The organism is Reyranella massiliensis 521, from assembly GCF_000312425.1.
Classification (GTDB): Bacteria; Pseudomonadota; Alphaproteobacteria; order Reyranellales; family Reyranellaceae; genus Reyranella; species Reyranella massiliensis.
Window position 1 is genome coordinate 5,040,121 of the sequence record NZ_HE997181.1, and the last position, 15,509, is coordinate 5,055,629.

Sequence of the window (15,509 nt, forward strand, 5' to 3'; positions counted from 1 at the left end):
ATGTCTCAGAGTTCCGGTCAGAAAACAGGGACCGCGCGCGTCGCGGTCGTCCTCAAGGGGTGGCCGCGCCTGTCGGAAACCTTCATCGCTCAGGAGCTGGCGGGTCTGGAGGCGCGCGGCGTGGCGCTCGAACTCTGGTCGATGCGCCATCCGACCGACAAGGAACGCCATCCGGTGCACGACAGGGTCCGGGGTCGCGTCGTCTATCTGCCGGAATACCTCAAGGACGATCCGCGCCGTGTCTTCGCCGGCTGGCTGAAGGCGCGCCGGTTTCCCGGCTACGGCGCGGCTAGGCGGAAATTCCTCGCCGATCTGCGGCGCGACTTCACGCCGAACCGGGTGCGCCGCTGGGGGCAGGCCTTGGTGCTGGCGGCCGAGCTGCCGCCCTCGATCGAAAGGCTCTACGCGCATTTCCTGCACACGCCTGCGTCGGTGACCCGCTATGCCGCCACCATGCGCGGTTTGCCGTGGAGCGTGTCGGCCCACGCCAAGGACATCTGGACCAGCGAATCCTGGGACGTGAGCGAGAAGCTGGAGGATTGCGCCTGGCTGGTGACCTGCACGAATCTCGGCCTGCAGCGCCTGAAGGAGTTGGCGCCGCATCCGGAGCGGCTGCGTCTCGTCTATCACGGGCTCGACTTTGCGCATCTGCCGCCGCCGCCTCTGGCGCGCCCGCGCCGCGACGGCACGGATCCGCAGGATCCCGTCACTGTGCTGTCGGTCGGCCGCAAGGTCGAGAAGAAGGGCTACGGCGATCTCCTCGATGCGCTCGCCCGCCTGCCGCGCTCCCTGCATTGGCGGTTCGAGCATATCGGGGCCGGCGGCCTCTCCGATGCGTTGAAGGCGGAGGCAGCTGTACTTGGCATTGCGGAGCGCTGCATCTGGCGCGGTGCCCAGCCGCAAAAGGAGGTCTTCGCAGCGCTCGCGCGCGCCGATCTCTTCGTGCTGGCCGCCAAGAAGGCGGCCGATGGCGACCAGGACGGTCTGCCCAACGTATTGATGGAAGCGGCCTACCAGGGCCTGCCGCTGGTTTCGACCTCGGCGGCGGCGATCGGCGAGTTCATCGAAGATGGCGAGAACGGCTTGCTCGTTCCGCCGGGCGCTCCCGACGCGCTGAGTGCAGCGTTGGCTCGCATGATCGGCGATCCCGATCTGCGCCAGCGCCTCGCCGAGTCCGCGGGCGAGATCGTACGCACACGTTTTTCTTTCGAGGCCGGTGTCGACTGGATCGCCTCGTCGCTCGGTGAGCCGCGTTCGTCACAGCAATCCGCTGCCGCACGCGCTGCGGCGTAGCGCCATGCGCGTGCTCCTGCACACGCCGTTGAAGCCCCCCGACAGTCCCGTGCCGTCGGGCGATCGCGAAATGGCGCGCGGCCTGTCGCGCCTGCTGCGACGTCTCGGTCATGAAGTCCTGATGCCGGCCGCGAGCCGGGTCGCGCCGGGCGTGCCGGCCGCCGACGCCCATATCGACTTGGAGCGGCGCGCGCGGGCCCAGGCGGCGCGGCTGATCGCGCACTGGAAGGCGCTGCCGGCCCATCATCCGCAACGCTTCGATCTCTGGTTCACTTACCATTGCTACTACCGCAAGCCCGACTGGCTGGGGCCTGCGGTCACCGATGCGCTGGGCATTCCCTATGTGATCGCCGAAGCCAGCCACGCGCCGCGCCGCGCCCAGGGGCCGACCCGGCTCGGCCATCGCGCCGTCGAGCGGGCACTGGCCGCTGCCGATCTCGTGCTGACCCTGAATCCGCGCGATGTGCCCGGCGTGAAGACCCGGCTACGGCCCGGCGCGCGTCAGGTCTGGCTGCCGCCGTTCATCGATACCGCACCGTTCCGTTGCTCGTCGCGCCGCGACCCGAATCTTCCGCCGCTGCTCCTGAGCGTCGGCATGATGCGCACGCGCGACAAGGCGGACTCCTACCGCGTGCTGGCGCGCGCCCTCGGCAAGTTGAAGGACCGTTCCTGGCGGGCGCTGCTGGTGGGCGATGGGCCGGCGCGGCCCGAAATCGAATCGCTGATGGCGCCGCTGGGCGACCGCGTCGTGTTCGCTGGCGCACGATCGCATGCGGAACTGCCGGCGATCTATCGGTCGGCGGACCTTTACCTTTGGCCGGCGATCAACGAAGCCTATGGCATGGCTTTCCTCGAAGCGCAGGCGTCGGGCCTTCCCGTGGTTGCTGGCCGGACCGGCGGCGTACCGGCTGTTGTGGCCGACGGCGTCACCGGCCTGTTGACGCCGATCGGCGACGCCGATGCCTTTGCCGCTGCCGTGGCGCATCTGCTCGACGCGCCGCAGGAGCGTGCGCGTCTCGCCGCCGCTGCTGCGGCCCGTGTGGCGGCCCATCACGACGAGCGTGCTGCGGCGCGTGCCCTGGCGATGGCGCTCCGGACCTTGCGATGACGGGTATTCCTTTCGCCATCCTGCGGCATGGGCCGACCGACTGGAACGCGACGGGCCGCCTGCAGGGCCTGACCGATACCGATCTCAGCCCCGATGGTGAGGCGTTGGTGCGGCGCTGGCGATTGCCGCCGCCGGCCGATGGCTGGAAACGGGTGTGCAGCCCGCTGCGGCGTGCCCGCCGCACGGCGGAGCTGCTGCGGCCGGCGATGCCGGCCGGCACCGATTCGGCCCTGCGCGAGATGAGCTTCGGCGTCTGGGAGGGCCGGACGCTGGCCGACCTGCGGGCCGACGGCGGCGAGAGCTTTGCTGCTGCGGAAGCCGCCGGCCTCGATTTTCAGCCGCCGGGTGGCGAGTCGCCGCGCGCGACCATGGTTCGCCTTGCCGGCTGGGCCTCGTCGTTGCGCGAGCCCGTCGTTGCCGTATCGCACAAGGCGGCGATCCGGGCGCTGCTGGCGCTGGCCACCGGCTGGGACATGCTGGGACGTCCACCCCACAAGCTCGATTGGCGTTCGGTGCATTTCTTCGTGGTGTCGGGCGACGGCAGAGTCGCGATCGACCGTCTCAATGTGCCGTTCGAGAGCGCGCCATGACGGAGCGTGTCTTCCTTTACGTGCAGCATCTGCTGGGCATCGGCCATCTGCGCCGGGCGGCCACTCTGGCGCGGGCGCTGGTGTCGGGCGGTTTCGACGTGCTGCTGGTTTCGGGCGGCGCGCCGGTCGCGGGAATCGATCTCGGGGGCGCACGTTTCCATCAACTACCGCCGTTGCGTGCGGCCGACGCGCGGCTGAAGGAGCTGGCGCAGCTCGACGGCACGCCGATCGACGAGGCTTTCCGTGCAGCGCGCACGCGCCAATTGCTTGAGCTGTTCGATGCGGAACAGCCCGACATACTGTTGACGGAACAGTTTCCCTTCGGCCGCACGCAGCTTCGCTTCGAGCTGCTGCCGCTGCTCGAAGCGGCGCAGAACCGCGCCTCCGCCCCGTGGATCGTTTCTTCGGTACGCGACGTGCTGCGGCGCTCGGCCTCGCCGGCCCGGGTCGACGAGATGGTCGTGACCTTCGAGGCTTTCGACGCGGTGCTGATCCATGCCGATCCGGCGCTGGTGCGCCTCGACGAGAGCTTTCCGGCCTGGCCCGACATCCAGGATCGCGCGCTCTACACCGGCTACGTCGCCGAGGTCGATCCGGCGCGCGCCCTGCAAGGGTCGGTTGGCGCGGGCGAGGTGATCGTCTCGGCCGGTGGCGGCGCGGTCGGCATGCCGCTGTTGCAGGCCGCCATCGCGGCGCGCCCGATGACCGGGCTGGCCGACCGCAGGTGGCGCCTGTTGCTGGGGCCAAACGTGTCTGGGGCGGAGGAGGAGACGCTGCGCGCTGCAGCCAGCGAGGGCATCGTCGTCGAGCCCGCGCGGGCCGACTTTCCGAGCCTGCTGCGCAATGCGGCGCTCTCGATCTCGCAGGCCGGCTACAACACTGTGGTCGAGACGCTCTGCCTTGCCGACCGGGCTGTCCTGGTGCCGTTCGGCACGGCGCGCGAGACGGAGCAGGCCGACCGCGCGCGCGTACTGGTCGAACGCGGCATGGTGGCGTCGGTGCCGCCGGATACGCTCTCGCCACAGAGCCTGGCGGCGGCCGTTGCGCGTGCCTGGGCCGGCCCGTCGATCCGCAGCTTTCCGGCCGTCGATGCAAATGGCGGCCCGGCGACGGTCGCCGCCTTGAAGCAGATGCTGTCGCCATGACCTCCTGGCAGGCTCTGGCCGACGAGGCGGCGCGCTGGCGCGATGCGGGGCGCACGGCCGACCTCTGGTGGCGCGACGACGACGCGGCGGATGTCGATCCTGCCTTGGATCGTCTGCTGGCCATCCAGCGCGACACGGCCGCCCCGCTCGCCCTGGCCGTCGTGCCGGCGCGTGCCACGGCGGCACTGGCGCAACGGCTGGCCGGTGAGCCGGGCATCGATGTGCTGCAGCACGGCTATGCCCACCTGAATCATGCCGCGCCGCCCGACAAGAAGATCGAACTCGGGCTGCAGCGACCCGCGATGATCGTGCTGGGCGAACTCGGCACCGGCTGGATGGCCCTGGAGCGGCTGTTCGCGGCGCAGGCCCTGCCGGTCATGGTCCCGCCATGGAACCGCATCGCCGACATCCTGGTGCCGACCCTGCCGGAGATCGGCTATCGCGGTCTGTCGACCTTCGGCCCCCGCAAGCGCGCCCAGCCGGTGCGCGGGTTTCTTCAGGTTAACACCCATATCGACCTGATCGACTGGAAGGCCGGCGGCGGCTTCGTCGGCGAGGATGCCGCTCTCGCTATCCTGGTCGAAGCGCTTGGGCGCTCGCGCCGCGGCGATGGCGAGCCGATAGGTCTGCTCAGTCATCATCTTGCGATGGACGGCCGGGCTTGGGATTTCCTAAGGTCGGTTTTGGAAGCAACAAAAACGACGCAAGGGCTGTGTGTTCGCGCGGCGCGCGAGCTTTTCGCGTCGTGAGCGTTCAATCAGGGGAGGAGCGCGGGTGAGTTCTGCCGATCTGCGCTATCCGCGCCCGACAATCATGGCGGACTATGCGCGCGCCGGCATCGGCGTGCTGCTGTGCGGTGCGCCGCTTCTGCTGCTCGAAGTCAACTATTGGCTGGCCGCGATCCTGGGCGCCGGTTTCGCGCTCTTCGCATTGTTTCTCCTGCGCACGGCGCTTCGACATCGCACCCGCTATGTGTTGGGGCCCGACACGCTCTGTGCCGATGGCCCTGCCGGCACGCTGGTCGAATGGAGCCGTCTCGACCGGATGAAGCTCAGTTATTTCTCGACCAAACGCGATCGGTCGGACGGCTGGATGCAGCTCGCCATCGGCTCGACGAACGGGCGGCTGATAAAGGTCGATTCCTCCCTCGACGGCTTTCACGATATTGTCGAGCGGGCGGCACGTGCAGCCGAGGCGACGGGGGTGACGTTGAGTGACGCGACACGCGCGAATTTGCGGGCGATGGGGATCGTGGTGGCGGGTCAGGAAGAATCGGTATGAAAGATCTGCTGCGCGTCGAGGACCTGACCGTCGAATTCGGCGTCCACGAAGGCATCTTGCGGGCGGTCGACAAGGTTTCCTTCGCCATCCCGCCTGGCGGTACCGTGGCGCTGGTCGGTGAATCCGGTTCCGGCAAGTCGGTCTGCAGCCAGGCGATCATGGGCCTGCTGCCGCGTACCGCGAGGATTCCATCCGGTTCGATCCTGTTCCAGGATCCGCGCGTAAAGGAAGGTATCGTCGACATCGCCAAGCTCGACCGCGCCGGCCCGGCCATGCGGCGCATCCGCGGCGGACAGATCTCGATCATCTTCCAGGAGCCGATGACCTCGTTGTCGGCGCTGCATACGGTGGGCGACCAGATCGGCGAGGCCGTCGAACTGCACGGTGTGCCGATTGGCAGCCAGAATGGCGCCGACGCGAACGGCCGCAAGCTCAGCCGTTCCGAGGTCGACGAACTGACGCTCGCCATGTTGCGTATGGTCGGCTTCCCCGATCCCAAGCGCGCGCTCAGGACCTATCCTTTCGAACTGTCGGGCGGCCTGCGCCAGCGCGCGATGATCGCCATGGCGCTGGTCTGCCGGCCGGCGCTGCTGATCGCCGACGAACCCACGACGGCGCTCGACGTCACCATCCAGGCCCAGATCCTGCAGCTCATCAAGGACCTGCAGAAGGAACTCGGCATGGCGCTGCTGATGATCACCCACGATCTCGGGGTGGTCGCCAACGTCGCCGACGATGTCGTCGTCATGTATCGCGGCAAGGTCGTCGAATCGGGCGACCTGCACGACATCTTCCGCGATCCGCAGCATCCCTATCTCAAAGCCCTGCTGCATGCCGTGCCGCGCTTCGACATGGCGCCGGGCGAGCGGCTGGTGCCGATCCGCGAGATCAAGGGCACGACCGGCCATCTCCTGAAGGAGAAGCCCGCCCAGGCGCCGACCGCGACCTTCAATCCCGAGGCGCCTGTTCTCAAGGTGCGGCACGTCTCCAAGACCTTCCGCATCCGCAAGGCCGATACCTTTCTCGAATCGATGATGGGCGGCGGCACCACGCGCACGGTCCATGCCGTCAACGATGTCAGCTTCGACGTCAAACGCGGCGAATGTCTGGGGCTGGTGGGCGAATCGGGCTGCGGCAAGACCACGCTCAGCAAGATGCTGATGCGCGGCATCTCGGCAGATTCGACGCCAGACGGAAGGGGCGAGGTCGGCCGCGTCGTGTTCGACGATTGGGGCCGCAAGACCGACGTGCTGAAGCTCGAGGGCGAGGAGCTGAACCGCTTCCGCACCAAGCTGCAGTTCATCTTCCAGGATCCGTTCGGCTCGCTGAACCCGCGTATGACCGTCTACGACATCCTGGTCGAGCCGCTGGTCATCCACGGCATCGGCGACGATGCCTATCGTCGCGAGATGGTGTCCGAACTGATGGAGATGGTGGGGCTCGATCGCCGGCATCTCAGCCGCTATCCGCATTCCTTCTCCGGCGGCCAGCGCCAGCGCATCGGCATTGCCCGTGCACTGGCGCTCAGGCCCGACATGGTGATCTGCGACGAGCCGGTGTCGGCGCTCGACGTCTCGATCCAGGCCCAGATTCTCAATCTCCTCAAGGACCTGCAGAAGCAGCTCGGCCTCACTTATCTTTTCATCAGCCACAACCTCGCCGTCGTCGACTATATCGCCGACCGGATCGCGGTGATGTGCGCCGGCCGCCTGGTCGAACTGGCGCCGGCCGGCGAGCTGTTCCGCAATCCCATGCATCCCTACACCAAGGCCCTACTTACGGCAGTGCCGATGCCCGATCCCGACGCGCGCCTCGATCTCGGCGCCCTGATGGAAGGCAAGGCCTCCGATCCCACCGTCTGGCCGGCGCCATTCCGCGACGACGGCAAGGCGCCCCTCTTCTGGACCGAGGCCGAGCCCGGCCATTATGTCCGCATGGCGCGCGGAGGAGCCTGAGCATGTTGCGCTTCATCGTCCGCCGCGTGCTGCTGATGATCCCGACCCTGTTCGTGATCAGCGCGCTCGTCTACTTCATCATCGACCTGCCGCCGGGCGACTGCGTTTCCTCGCAGATCGACGAGTTGCTGGCGCGCGGCGACGCCGATGCGCATCAGCGCGCCGACGAGCTGCGCGAGCTTTACGGCCTCAATATGCCACTCTGGCAGCGCTATCTGAGCTGGGTCAGCGGCATCTTCCGCTGGGATTTCGGCCTGTCCTGCCAGGATACCGTGCCGGTGGCCGACCTGATCGGCGAGCGGCTGACGCTCACCATCATCATGGAAACCAGCACGATCGCCTTCATCTGGATCGTGTCCTTCCTGATCGGCACCTATGCCGCCACGCACCAGTACAAGCTCGGCGACTATGTCGCCTCCTTCATCGGCTTCATCGGGCTCGCCATCCCGAACTTCCTGCTGGCGCTGGTGCTGCTCTACGTCGGCAAGGTCTATTTCGGACTGTCGATCGGCGGCCTGATGGATCCCGAGTACATCGACAAGCCGCTGAGCTGGGGCAAGGTCGTGTCGGTCATGCAGCATCTGATCATTCCGGTGATCGTGATCGGCATGTCGGGGACCGCCGGCATGATCCGCCGCCTGCGCGCCAATCTGCTCGACGAACTGCAGAAGCAATATGTCGTCACCGGCCGCGCCAAGGGCCTGCCTCCCATGAAGCTCCTGGTGAAATACCCGCTGCGCCATTCGCTGAACCCGTTCGTGGCCGACATCGGCGGCCTGTTGCCCGACGTCATTTCGGGGTCGGTCATCGTCTCGGTCGTGCTGTCGCTTCCCACGACCGGCCCGATGCTGCTGGGCGCGCTCAAGACCCAGGACGTCAACCTCGCGGCCACCTTCCTGCTGTTCGTGGCGGCTCTCACCGTGATCGGCATGCTGATTTCGGACCTGGCGCTGGCCGCTCTCGACCCGCGTATCCGCTTCGGCGCGACTTCGGAGAAGTGAGCCGGACATGACCGATATCACCCCCAATTCCAACCCGCCGCGCCGCACGCCGCACTTCGTCAGCCAGGAGCCGTGGGATCCCTACGTCTCCGAGCGCCTGACCAAGGAGCAGGAACGCTACTACATGGCGGGCCAGTGGAAGCTGATGTGGTGGCGCTTCCGCCGCCACCGGCCGGCCGTCGTCTCCGCGATTTTCCTGGCGCTGATGTACTTTTCCACGCTCATCAGCGAGTGGATCGCGCCCTACGACCTGCACACGCGCAATTCGCGCTACATCTTCGCAGCCCCCCAATCCGTGCATCTCTTCCACGAGGGCAGGTTCATGGGGCCGTTCGTCTACGGCCTGAAGATGGAACGCGATCCGGCGACCCTGCAGCGGGTCTATTCGCCCGATACGACCAAGCCGCAGCAGCTGCGCTTCTTCTGTCTCGGCGAGCGCTACGAATTCTGGGGCCTGATCGAAGGCCGCTTCCACCTCGTCTGTCCGCCGGAGGACGGGACGTTCTTCTGGCTGGGGACCGACCGGCTGGGGCGCGACATGTTCAGTCGCATCGTCTACGCGGCGCGAATCTCCCTCACCATCGGCATCATCGGCATTTCGCTCTCCTTTGCTCTTGCGCTCATACTGGGAGGGCTCGCCGGTTACTATGGCGGTTGGGTCGACAGCGTCGTGCAGCGCATCACCGAGATCATCAAGAGCTTCCCGCATCTGCCGCTGTGGCTGGCGCTGTCGGCGGCATTGCCCGTCACCTGGTCGCCGCTGCTGATCTATTTTGGCATCACGCTGATCCTGGCGCTGCTCGACTGGCCGGGCCTCGGCCGCGCGGTACGCTCCAAGCTCCTGTCCCTGCGCGAGGAGGACTATGCGGCGGCCGCCCAGATGATGGGCGCCAAGCCGGCCCGCATCATCGGCCGTCATCTGCTGCCGGGCTTCATGAGCCATCTCATCGCTTCGGCCACGCTGTCGATCCCCTCGATGATCCTGGCGGAAACGGCGCTCTCCTTCCTGGGCCTCGGCCTGCGACCGCCCATCACGTCGTGGGGCGTGCTGTTGAACGAGGCGACCGACATCAACGTCGTTGCGGTAAACTGGTGGCTGATGCTGCCGGTGGTGCCGGTGATTCTGGTGATCCTGGCCTATCAGTTCATGGGCGACGGCATGAGGGACGCTGCGGATCCTTACGCCTGAGTGCGGTGCACGCAGGCGTGGCGGACGGCTGGGGGCCGCAATCGGTCCCGGAGGGCCCGCACTGCCGAATGGATGCAGGTTGGGGCGAGCCGAATCCTCAATGCCTTGAGATTCCTGTCTTTTTCCCTACATTTCCCATCGCAGCGAGTGTGATTAAAAAATCACAGTCTTGCCCCATTTGGGTCTAGCGACCGCCATGGGGGGGTTCCATCTTCCTCTTGTATCTCCCCCGAACGTGGTCCCCCCAAAGCCACGTTCTAGCCTCTTCGGAGGCGCTTAGGCCGTCATCTCACTCTCCCCCGAGATGACGGCCTTTTTCTTTTCCCCGTGCTACCACGGCGCGTCATGGCGCCTCCCTCCCTCGAAATCGATGGTCTGGCCTGCCGGCGCGGCGGCAGGCGCGTGTTCGATCGCCTGTCCTTCGGACTGGGCGAAGGCGAACTACTGGCGCTGACCGGTCGCAACGGCAGCGGCAAGACCACTCTGCTGCGGGCCCTGGCGGGCCTGGTCCGGCCCGATGCCGGCACGGTGCGATGGTGTGGCGCCGATGTGGCCGACGATCCCGAGGCCTGGCGCGGCAGGCTCGCATGGCTCGGCCACCTCGACGGACTGAAGGGCGATCTGTCGGTGGCCGAGAACCTGCTCGTCGCCGAGCGGTTGCGCGGCGGCTCGGCGGACAATCTCGATGGGGCCCTGCTTGCCTTCGATCTCGGCGCACTCGCAGGCCGGGCGGTGCGGACGTTGTCGGCCGGCCAGCGCCGCCGTACGGCGCTGGCGCGGATCGTCCTGTCCGCGGCCCCGCTCTGGCTGCTCGACGAGCCGCTGAACGCGCTGGACGTGCCGGCGCAGCAGGCTTTTCGCGCCGCTCTGCAAAGACATCTCGCCGCCGGCGGGCTTGCCATTGCCGCTACCCATGCGGAGCTGGGTGTGAACGGCGCCCGAACCTTGGAGCTGGGGCGCGCATGAACGGTTTCACGGCCTTGCTGGCGCGAGACTTGCGCCTCGTCTGGCGGCGTCCCGGCGATGTCGGCGTCGTGCTGGCCTTCTTCGTCGTGGCGGTCGTGCTCTTTCCTCTGGGCATCGGACCGGAGACCAACACCCTGCAGCGCATTGCGGCAGGCGTGCTCTGGTGCGCGGCGCTGTTCGCGGCGCTGCTGTCGCTCGAACGGCTGTTCGCGGCCGACTATGAGGACGGCACGCTCGATCTCCTGCTGCTGGCGCCGTGGCCGCTCGAGCTGGCGGCGCTCGCGAAATGCACCTCTCACTGGATCGTGACCGGCCTGCCCCTCAGCCTCCTGGCGCCAGTGCTGGGCGTCGCCTTCGGGCTCGATGGCGACAGTCTGCTGGCCCTGTTTGGAACCCTGCTGATCGGCACGCCGACCCTGTCGTTGATTGGCGGGCTGGCGGCGGCCCTGACGCTCGGGGCGCGCAAATCCGGCGCTCTATTGGCCCTCCTGGCGTTGCCGCTCTGCGTGCCAACCCTGATTTTCGGCGCCGGCGCCGTCGAAACCCTGGCGGCGGGCGAGGGACTTTGGACCCATCTTGCGATCCTGGGGGCGCTGGCGCTGGTCGCGCTGGCGACGACCCCGTGGGCGATTGCCGCGGCCTTGCGGCAAGCCGGGGAATAGACAAAAGACCAGCCAAGCCAGAAACAAGGGCGGGACAAAGCCATGGCCGACCTGCATTTCCTCGCCAACCCCGCGCGCTTCCGCCGCTTCAGCCAGCGCGTGCTGCCGGGCCTCGGCTTCGCCACGGTGCTGATGCTGGCCTTTGGCCTCTACATGGCGTTCTTCGTGGCCCCGGTGGACTACCAGCAGGGCCAGACCGTGCGCATCATGTTCCTGCACGTGCCCTCCGCCTGGCTGTCGATGGGAGGCTATGCGCTGCTGGCCGGCCTCGGCGCTTCGCTGCTGGTGTGGCGTCATCCGCTCGCCGCCCTGATGGCGCGGGCGGCCGCACCCGTGGGGGCGAGCTTTGCGGCCGTGTGCCTGCTCACCGGCTCCCTGTGGGGACGGCCGATGTGGGGCACTTACTGGGTGTGGGATGCGCGGCTGACGTCGATGCTCCTGCTCTTCTTCCTCTATCTCGGCCATATCGCCTTGAGCCGCGCCTACGACGAGCCGGAGCGCGGCGATCGTTCCGCCGCCATCCTGGCGCTGGTCGGCGTCATCAACCTGCCGATCATCAAGTTCTCCGTCGATTGGTGGAACACCCTGCACCAGCCGGCGTCGGTGACGCGTCTCGATGCGCCCGCGATCCACAATTCGATCCTGATTCCGCTCATCTGGATGGCGGTGTCGCTGCTCTTTCTGTTCATCTTCCTGGTGCTGGTGCGGACAGAGACGGAGATCGACCGGCGCCGCCTTGAGAATGCCGCCGTGCAGGAAGAGGAAGCAGCGGCATGAGCAACCACGCGGCCTTCATCCTCGCCTCCTATCTGGCGGCTTTCGCTATTCTGGGCGGGCTGGTCATCGCCTCGTTGAGCGCGCGAAGCAAAGTGCGTCGTGAGTTGGCGGCGCGCGGATTGGACAGAAAGCGATGACACCCAAACGCCGCCGCCTCTGGTTGTTGATCGGGTCGCTCGGGACGCTGGGCGTCGCGGCCGCTCTCGTGCTGTCGGCGCTGAACGACAATCTCGTCTTCTTCTATTCGCCGACGCAGGTTGCCGAGAAGAGCCTCGGGCCGGACCGTCGCTTCCGTCTGGGTGGCCTGGTCGAAGCGGGCAGCGTCCAGAAGGACGGCCAGGTCGTGCGTTTCACGGTCACCGACACGAACAAGACGATCGCCGTCGTCTATCGCGGCATCCTTCCCGATCTGTTTCGCGAGGGGCAGGGCGTGATTGCCGAAGGCGCCCTCGGCAGCGACGGCGTCTTCACCGCGCGCGAGGTCCTGGCCAAGCACGACGAGAACTACATGCCTCCCGAAGTCGCGAAGGCGATCAAGGAAGCGGGACAGTGGAAGGAACGTAAATGATGCTCCGCATCATTTACGTTGGTGCCTCGTGGTAGCGGAGCTCGGCCACTTCGCGCTGATCCTGGCGCTGGCCGTGGCATTGGTTCAGGGAACCGTGCCGCTGATCGGCGCGTCGCGGAACGACGACCGGCTGATGGCGCTGGGTCGGACGGCGGCGCTGACACAGGCGTTCCTGGTCGTCCTGGCATTCGGCGCGCTGACGCAGGCCTATGTGACGTCCGACTTCTCCGTGGCCAACGTCGTCGCCAATTCGCACTCCGCCAAGCCGCTGCTCTACAAGATCTCCGGCGTGTGGGGGAACCACGAGGGCTCGATGCTCCTGTGGGCGCTGATCCTCGCGCTGTTCGGTGCGGCGGTCGCGGTCTTCGGCGCAGGCCTGCCCGACACCCTGCGCAGCCGCGTGCTGGCCATCCAGGCGTTGATCGGAGTCGGCTTCCTCGCGTTCCTGCTGTTCACCTCGAACCCCTTCGAGCGCGTCTTTCCCGCGCCGGCCGACGGCAATGGCCTCAATCCGCTGCTGCAGGACCCCGGTCTCGCTTTCCATCCGCCGCTGCTCTACCTGGGCTATGTCGGCTTCTCCGTTACCTATGCCTTCGCCGTCGCCGCGCTCCTCGAGGGCCGTGTCGATGCGGCCTGGGCGCGCTGGGTGCGGCCGTGGACGCTTGCGGCCTGGTGCTTCCTGACCCTCGGCATCGCGCTGGGAAGCTGGTGGGCCTATTACATCCTCGGCTGGGGCGGCTTCTGGTTCTGGGATCCGGTCGAGAATGCGTCGCTGATGCCCTGGCTTGCCGGTACGGCGTTGCTGCACTCCGCCATCGTCGTGGAGAAGCGCGATGCGCTGAAGAGCTGGACGGTGCTGCTGGCGATCCTCGCCTTCTCGCTGTCGCTGCTGGGCACCTTCCTGGTGCGTTCCGGCGTGCTGACGTCGGTGCATGCCTTCGCACAGGACCCGGCGCGCGGCCTCTACATCCTCGGCTTCCTGCTGACGGTGACGGGCGGCGGTCTCGCGCTCTACGCCTGGCGCGCGCCTCAGCTTCAGGGCGGCGGCCTGTTCCAGCCGATCAGTCGCGAAGGCGGGCTGATCCTGAACAACCTGCTGCTCTGCACCCTGACGGTCACCGTGCTGCTGGGGACGCTCTATCCGCTGTTCCTCGACCTGTTGACCGGAGACAAGGTCTCGGTCGGTCCGCCCTTCTTCAACGCCACCTTCGTACCGATCTGCGCGCCGTTGTTCGCGGCCCTCTGTGTCGGCCCGTTCCTGGGCTGGAAGCGCGCCGAACTCTGGCCGGCCTTGATGAGGCTCCGCGTGGCCTTTGTCGTGGCTCTGGCGGCCGCGTTGATCGCCATGACGATGATCGACAGCCGCAGCACGCTCGCCGCACTGGCCTTCGGCTTCGGCGTCTGGCTGATCGTCGGCAGCCTGTGGGCGCTGGCGGATCGCCTCAAGCAGGGCACCTTGCGCACCACGCCGCGGGCGACGCTCGGCATGGTCATCGCGCACGCTTCGCTGGGCATCGTGGTGCTGGGGTCGGTCGCGACGTCCGCCTGGCACACCGAGGTGATGCAGACCATGAAGCCTGGCGACCGCCTTTCCTTTGCAGGCTATGCCGTCCAGCTCGACAGGATCGACCAGGTGCAGGGCCCCAACTACGTCGCCGAGCGGGCCACGCTCAACGTCACCGTCGGCGGCAAGCCCTACACCGTGCTCCAACCAGAGCGCCGGCTGTTTACGGTGCAGCGCCGCCAGGTCGCCGAGACGGCCATCCAGACCAACTTCCTGCGCGACTTCTATGCGACCCTGGGTGAGGGCGATCCCAGCCAGGGCTGGGTGATCCGCCTCTATCTCAACCCGCTCGCGCCGTGGATCTGGCTGGGCGCGGCCTTCATGGCGTTCGGCGGCTTCGTTTCGTTGTCGGATCGGCGACTGAGGATCGGCGCGCCGCGCAGCAGCAAGACACGCCGCCCGGCCGCGCAGCCCGCCGAATAGCGATGCGCCGCGCAATCTTTATCCTGCCGTTGCTGACTTTGGCCCTGATGGCCGGGTTCTTCGCCTGGTCGCTGACCTCGGGCCGCGATCCTGCGTCGATCGGTTCGGTGATGGTGGGCCGGCCGGCACCCAAGCTCGACCTTGTTGCTTTGCGCGAAGGCGAGCCGGCGCTGACGGATGCGCTGCTGAAGTCCGGCAAGCCCGTGCTGGTCAATTTCTTTGCGAGCTGGTGCACGCCCTGCCTCGCCGAGCATCCGCTGTTCACGCGGCTTGCCGAGCGCGACGGCGCGACCATCATCGGCATTGCCTGGAAGAACAAGCGTGACGATGCGCTGAAGTGGCTGAAGCGCCTGGGCGATCCGTTCAAGTATGCCGGCCTCGATCTCGAAGGCCGCACCGGCCTCGACTGGGGTCTTTCCGGCGTGCCCGAGACCTACCTCGTCGATGGCCAGGGCATCGTGCGGCTGCATTTCCGTGGCCCGATCACCGAACGCGATCTCAACGAGCGCATCCTGCCGGCATTGAAGGGCGCGAAATGAAAGCCGTCCTCGCCCTTCTGCTGCTGGTGTTCGCTTTCCCGGCCTTCGCGGTCGATCCCTCGGAGGTCCTGCCCGATCCTGCGCTGGAAACCCGCGCGCGCGAGATCGGCCGGGCCTTGCGCTGCGTCGTCTGCCAGAACCAGTCGATCGACGACTCGAATGCCGAGGTCGCGCGCGACATGCGCCGCGCTGTGCGCGAGCGGCTGGTCGCCGGCGACAACGATGCCGCCGTGTTCGACTTCATGGTGGCGCGCTATGGCGACTACGTGCTGCTCAATCCACCCTTCAAGGCGCGCACGCTCATTCTCTGGCTCGGCGCCCCGCTGGTGCTGTTGATTGCCGGCAGCGCCCTGCTGCTTGCGGCACGCCGGCGCAAGGCGGTCGTGGCGCCCCAACCGTTGAGCGACGAGGAGCAGCGCCGTCTCGACTCGTTGCTGAAGGGATAGCG

At 67.3% G+C, this 15,509-nt stretch carries 17 protein-coding genes; all 17 read left to right on the forward strand.

All coding sequences use genetic code 11. The features are described from left to right. The 17 genes from BN60_RS24565 (at position 1) to BN60_RS24640 (ending at position 15,507) form a co-directional block, all read left to right on the forward strand. Entirely contained in the window at positions 1–1,293 is a 1,293-nt protein-coding gene (locus tag BN60_RS24565) for a glycosyltransferase family 4 protein (RefSeq protein WP_020698832.1), read from the forward strand. After that, the gene (locus tag BN60_RS24570) at positions 1,244–2,401 is read left to right on the forward strand and encodes a glycosyltransferase family 4 protein (RefSeq protein ID WP_148283520.1); all 1,158 of its coding nucleotides are present in this window, start codon (positions 1,244–1,246) and stop codon (positions 2,399–2,401) included. The genes BN60_RS24565 and BN60_RS24570 overlap by 50 nt, the downstream gene beginning before the upstream one ends. Next, positions 2,398–2,991 (forward strand): histidine phosphatase family protein, encoded by a 594-nt coding sequence (locus tag BN60_RS24575; protein ID WP_020698834.1) that lies wholly within the window; start codon positions 2,398–2,400, stop codon positions 2,989–2,991. Before BN60_RS24570 ends, BN60_RS24575 begins: the two co-directional genes overlap by 4 nt. Continuing rightward, positions 2,988–4,136, forward strand: a complete 1,149-nt coding sequence (locus tag BN60_RS24580; RefSeq protein WP_020698835.1) for a glycosyltransferase family protein — start codon at positions 2,988–2,990, stop codon at positions 4,134–4,136. Before BN60_RS24575 ends, BN60_RS24580 begins: the two co-directional genes overlap by 4 nt. After that, positions 4,133–4,885: a polysaccharide deacetylase family protein gene (locus tag BN60_RS24585; RefSeq protein WP_020698836.1), complete on the forward strand. Its 753-nt coding sequence runs from the start codon at positions 4,133–4,135 to the stop codon at positions 4,883–4,885. The genes BN60_RS24580 and BN60_RS24585 overlap by 4 nt, the downstream gene beginning before the upstream one ends. A gap of 25 nt (positions 4,886–4,910) precedes the next feature. After that, positions 4,911–5,417 carry a hypothetical protein gene (locus BN60_RS24590; protein WP_020698837.1) on the forward strand — a complete coding sequence of 169 codons (507 nt, stop codon included), beginning with the start codon at positions 4,911–4,913 and terminating at the stop codon, positions 5,415–5,417. Then, positions 5,414–7,372, forward strand: a complete 1,959-nt coding sequence (locus BN60_RS24595) for an ABC transporter ATP-binding protein (RefSeq protein ID WP_020698838.1) — start codon at positions 5,414–5,416, stop codon at positions 7,370–7,372. The genes BN60_RS24590 and BN60_RS24595 overlap by 4 nt, the downstream gene beginning before the upstream one ends. Before the next feature lie 2 nt (positions 7,373–7,374). Continuing rightward, complete coding sequence (locus tag BN60_RS24600) at positions 7,375–8,373, forward strand: ABC transporter permease (protein WP_020698839.1); 999 nt, start codon at positions 7,375–7,377, stop codon at positions 8,371–8,373. 7 nt (positions 8,374–8,380) lie between these two features. Continuing rightward, on the forward strand, positions 8,381–9,562 hold the full coding sequence (locus BN60_RS24605) for an ABC transporter permease (RefSeq protein WP_020698840.1): 1,182 nt from the start codon (positions 8,381–8,383) through the stop codon (positions 9,560–9,562). A gap of 345 nt (positions 9,563–9,907) precedes the next feature. Further along, positions 9,908–10,528: a heme ABC exporter ATP-binding protein CcmA gene (ccmA, locus tag BN60_RS24610; protein WP_020698841.1), complete on the forward strand. Its 621-nt coding sequence runs from the start codon at positions 9,908–9,910 to the stop codon at positions 10,526–10,528. Next, positions 10,525–11,190 (forward strand): heme exporter protein CcmB, encoded by a 666-nt coding sequence (gene ccmB / locus BN60_RS24615; protein WP_020698842.1) that lies wholly within the window; start codon positions 10,525–10,527, stop codon positions 11,188–11,190. The genes ccmA and ccmB overlap by 4 nt, the downstream gene beginning before the upstream one ends. A 42-nt stretch (positions 11,191–11,232) precedes the next feature. After that, on the forward strand, positions 11,233–11,967 hold the full coding sequence (locus BN60_RS24620; RefSeq protein WP_020698843.1) for a heme ABC transporter permease: 735 nt from the start codon (positions 11,233–11,235) through the stop codon (positions 11,965–11,967). Further along, a complete protein-coding gene (ccmD, locus tag BN60_RS30015; protein ID WP_020698844.1) occupies positions 11,964–12,104 on the forward strand; it encodes a heme exporter protein CcmD in 141 nt (46 codons plus the stop codon). The genes BN60_RS24620 and ccmD overlap by 4 nt, the downstream gene beginning before the upstream one ends. Continuing rightward, positions 12,101–12,535: a cytochrome c maturation protein CcmE gene (gene ccmE, locus BN60_RS24625; RefSeq protein WP_020698845.1), complete on the forward strand. Its 435-nt coding sequence runs from the start codon at positions 12,101–12,103 to the stop codon at positions 12,533–12,535. Before ccmD ends, ccmE begins: the two co-directional genes overlap by 4 nt. Before the next feature lie 28 nt (positions 12,536–12,563). Next, the gene (locus tag BN60_RS24630; RefSeq protein ID WP_020698846.1) at positions 12,564–14,522 is read left to right on the forward strand and encodes a heme lyase CcmF/NrfE family subunit; all 1,959 of its coding nucleotides are present in this window, start codon (positions 12,564–12,566) and stop codon (positions 14,520–14,522) included. 2 nt (positions 14,523–14,524) lie between these two features. Next, on the forward strand, positions 14,525–15,061 hold the full coding sequence (locus tag BN60_RS24635) for a DsbE family thiol:disulfide interchange protein (RefSeq protein WP_020698847.1): 537 nt from the start codon (positions 14,525–14,527) through the stop codon (positions 15,059–15,061). Next, complete coding sequence (locus BN60_RS24640) at positions 15,058–15,507, forward strand: cytochrome c-type biogenesis protein (RefSeq protein ID WP_020698848.1); 450 nt, start codon at positions 15,058–15,060, stop codon at positions 15,505–15,507. The genes BN60_RS24635 and BN60_RS24640 overlap by 4 nt, the downstream gene beginning before the upstream one ends. Positions 15,508–15,509: the final 2 nt, after the last annotated feature.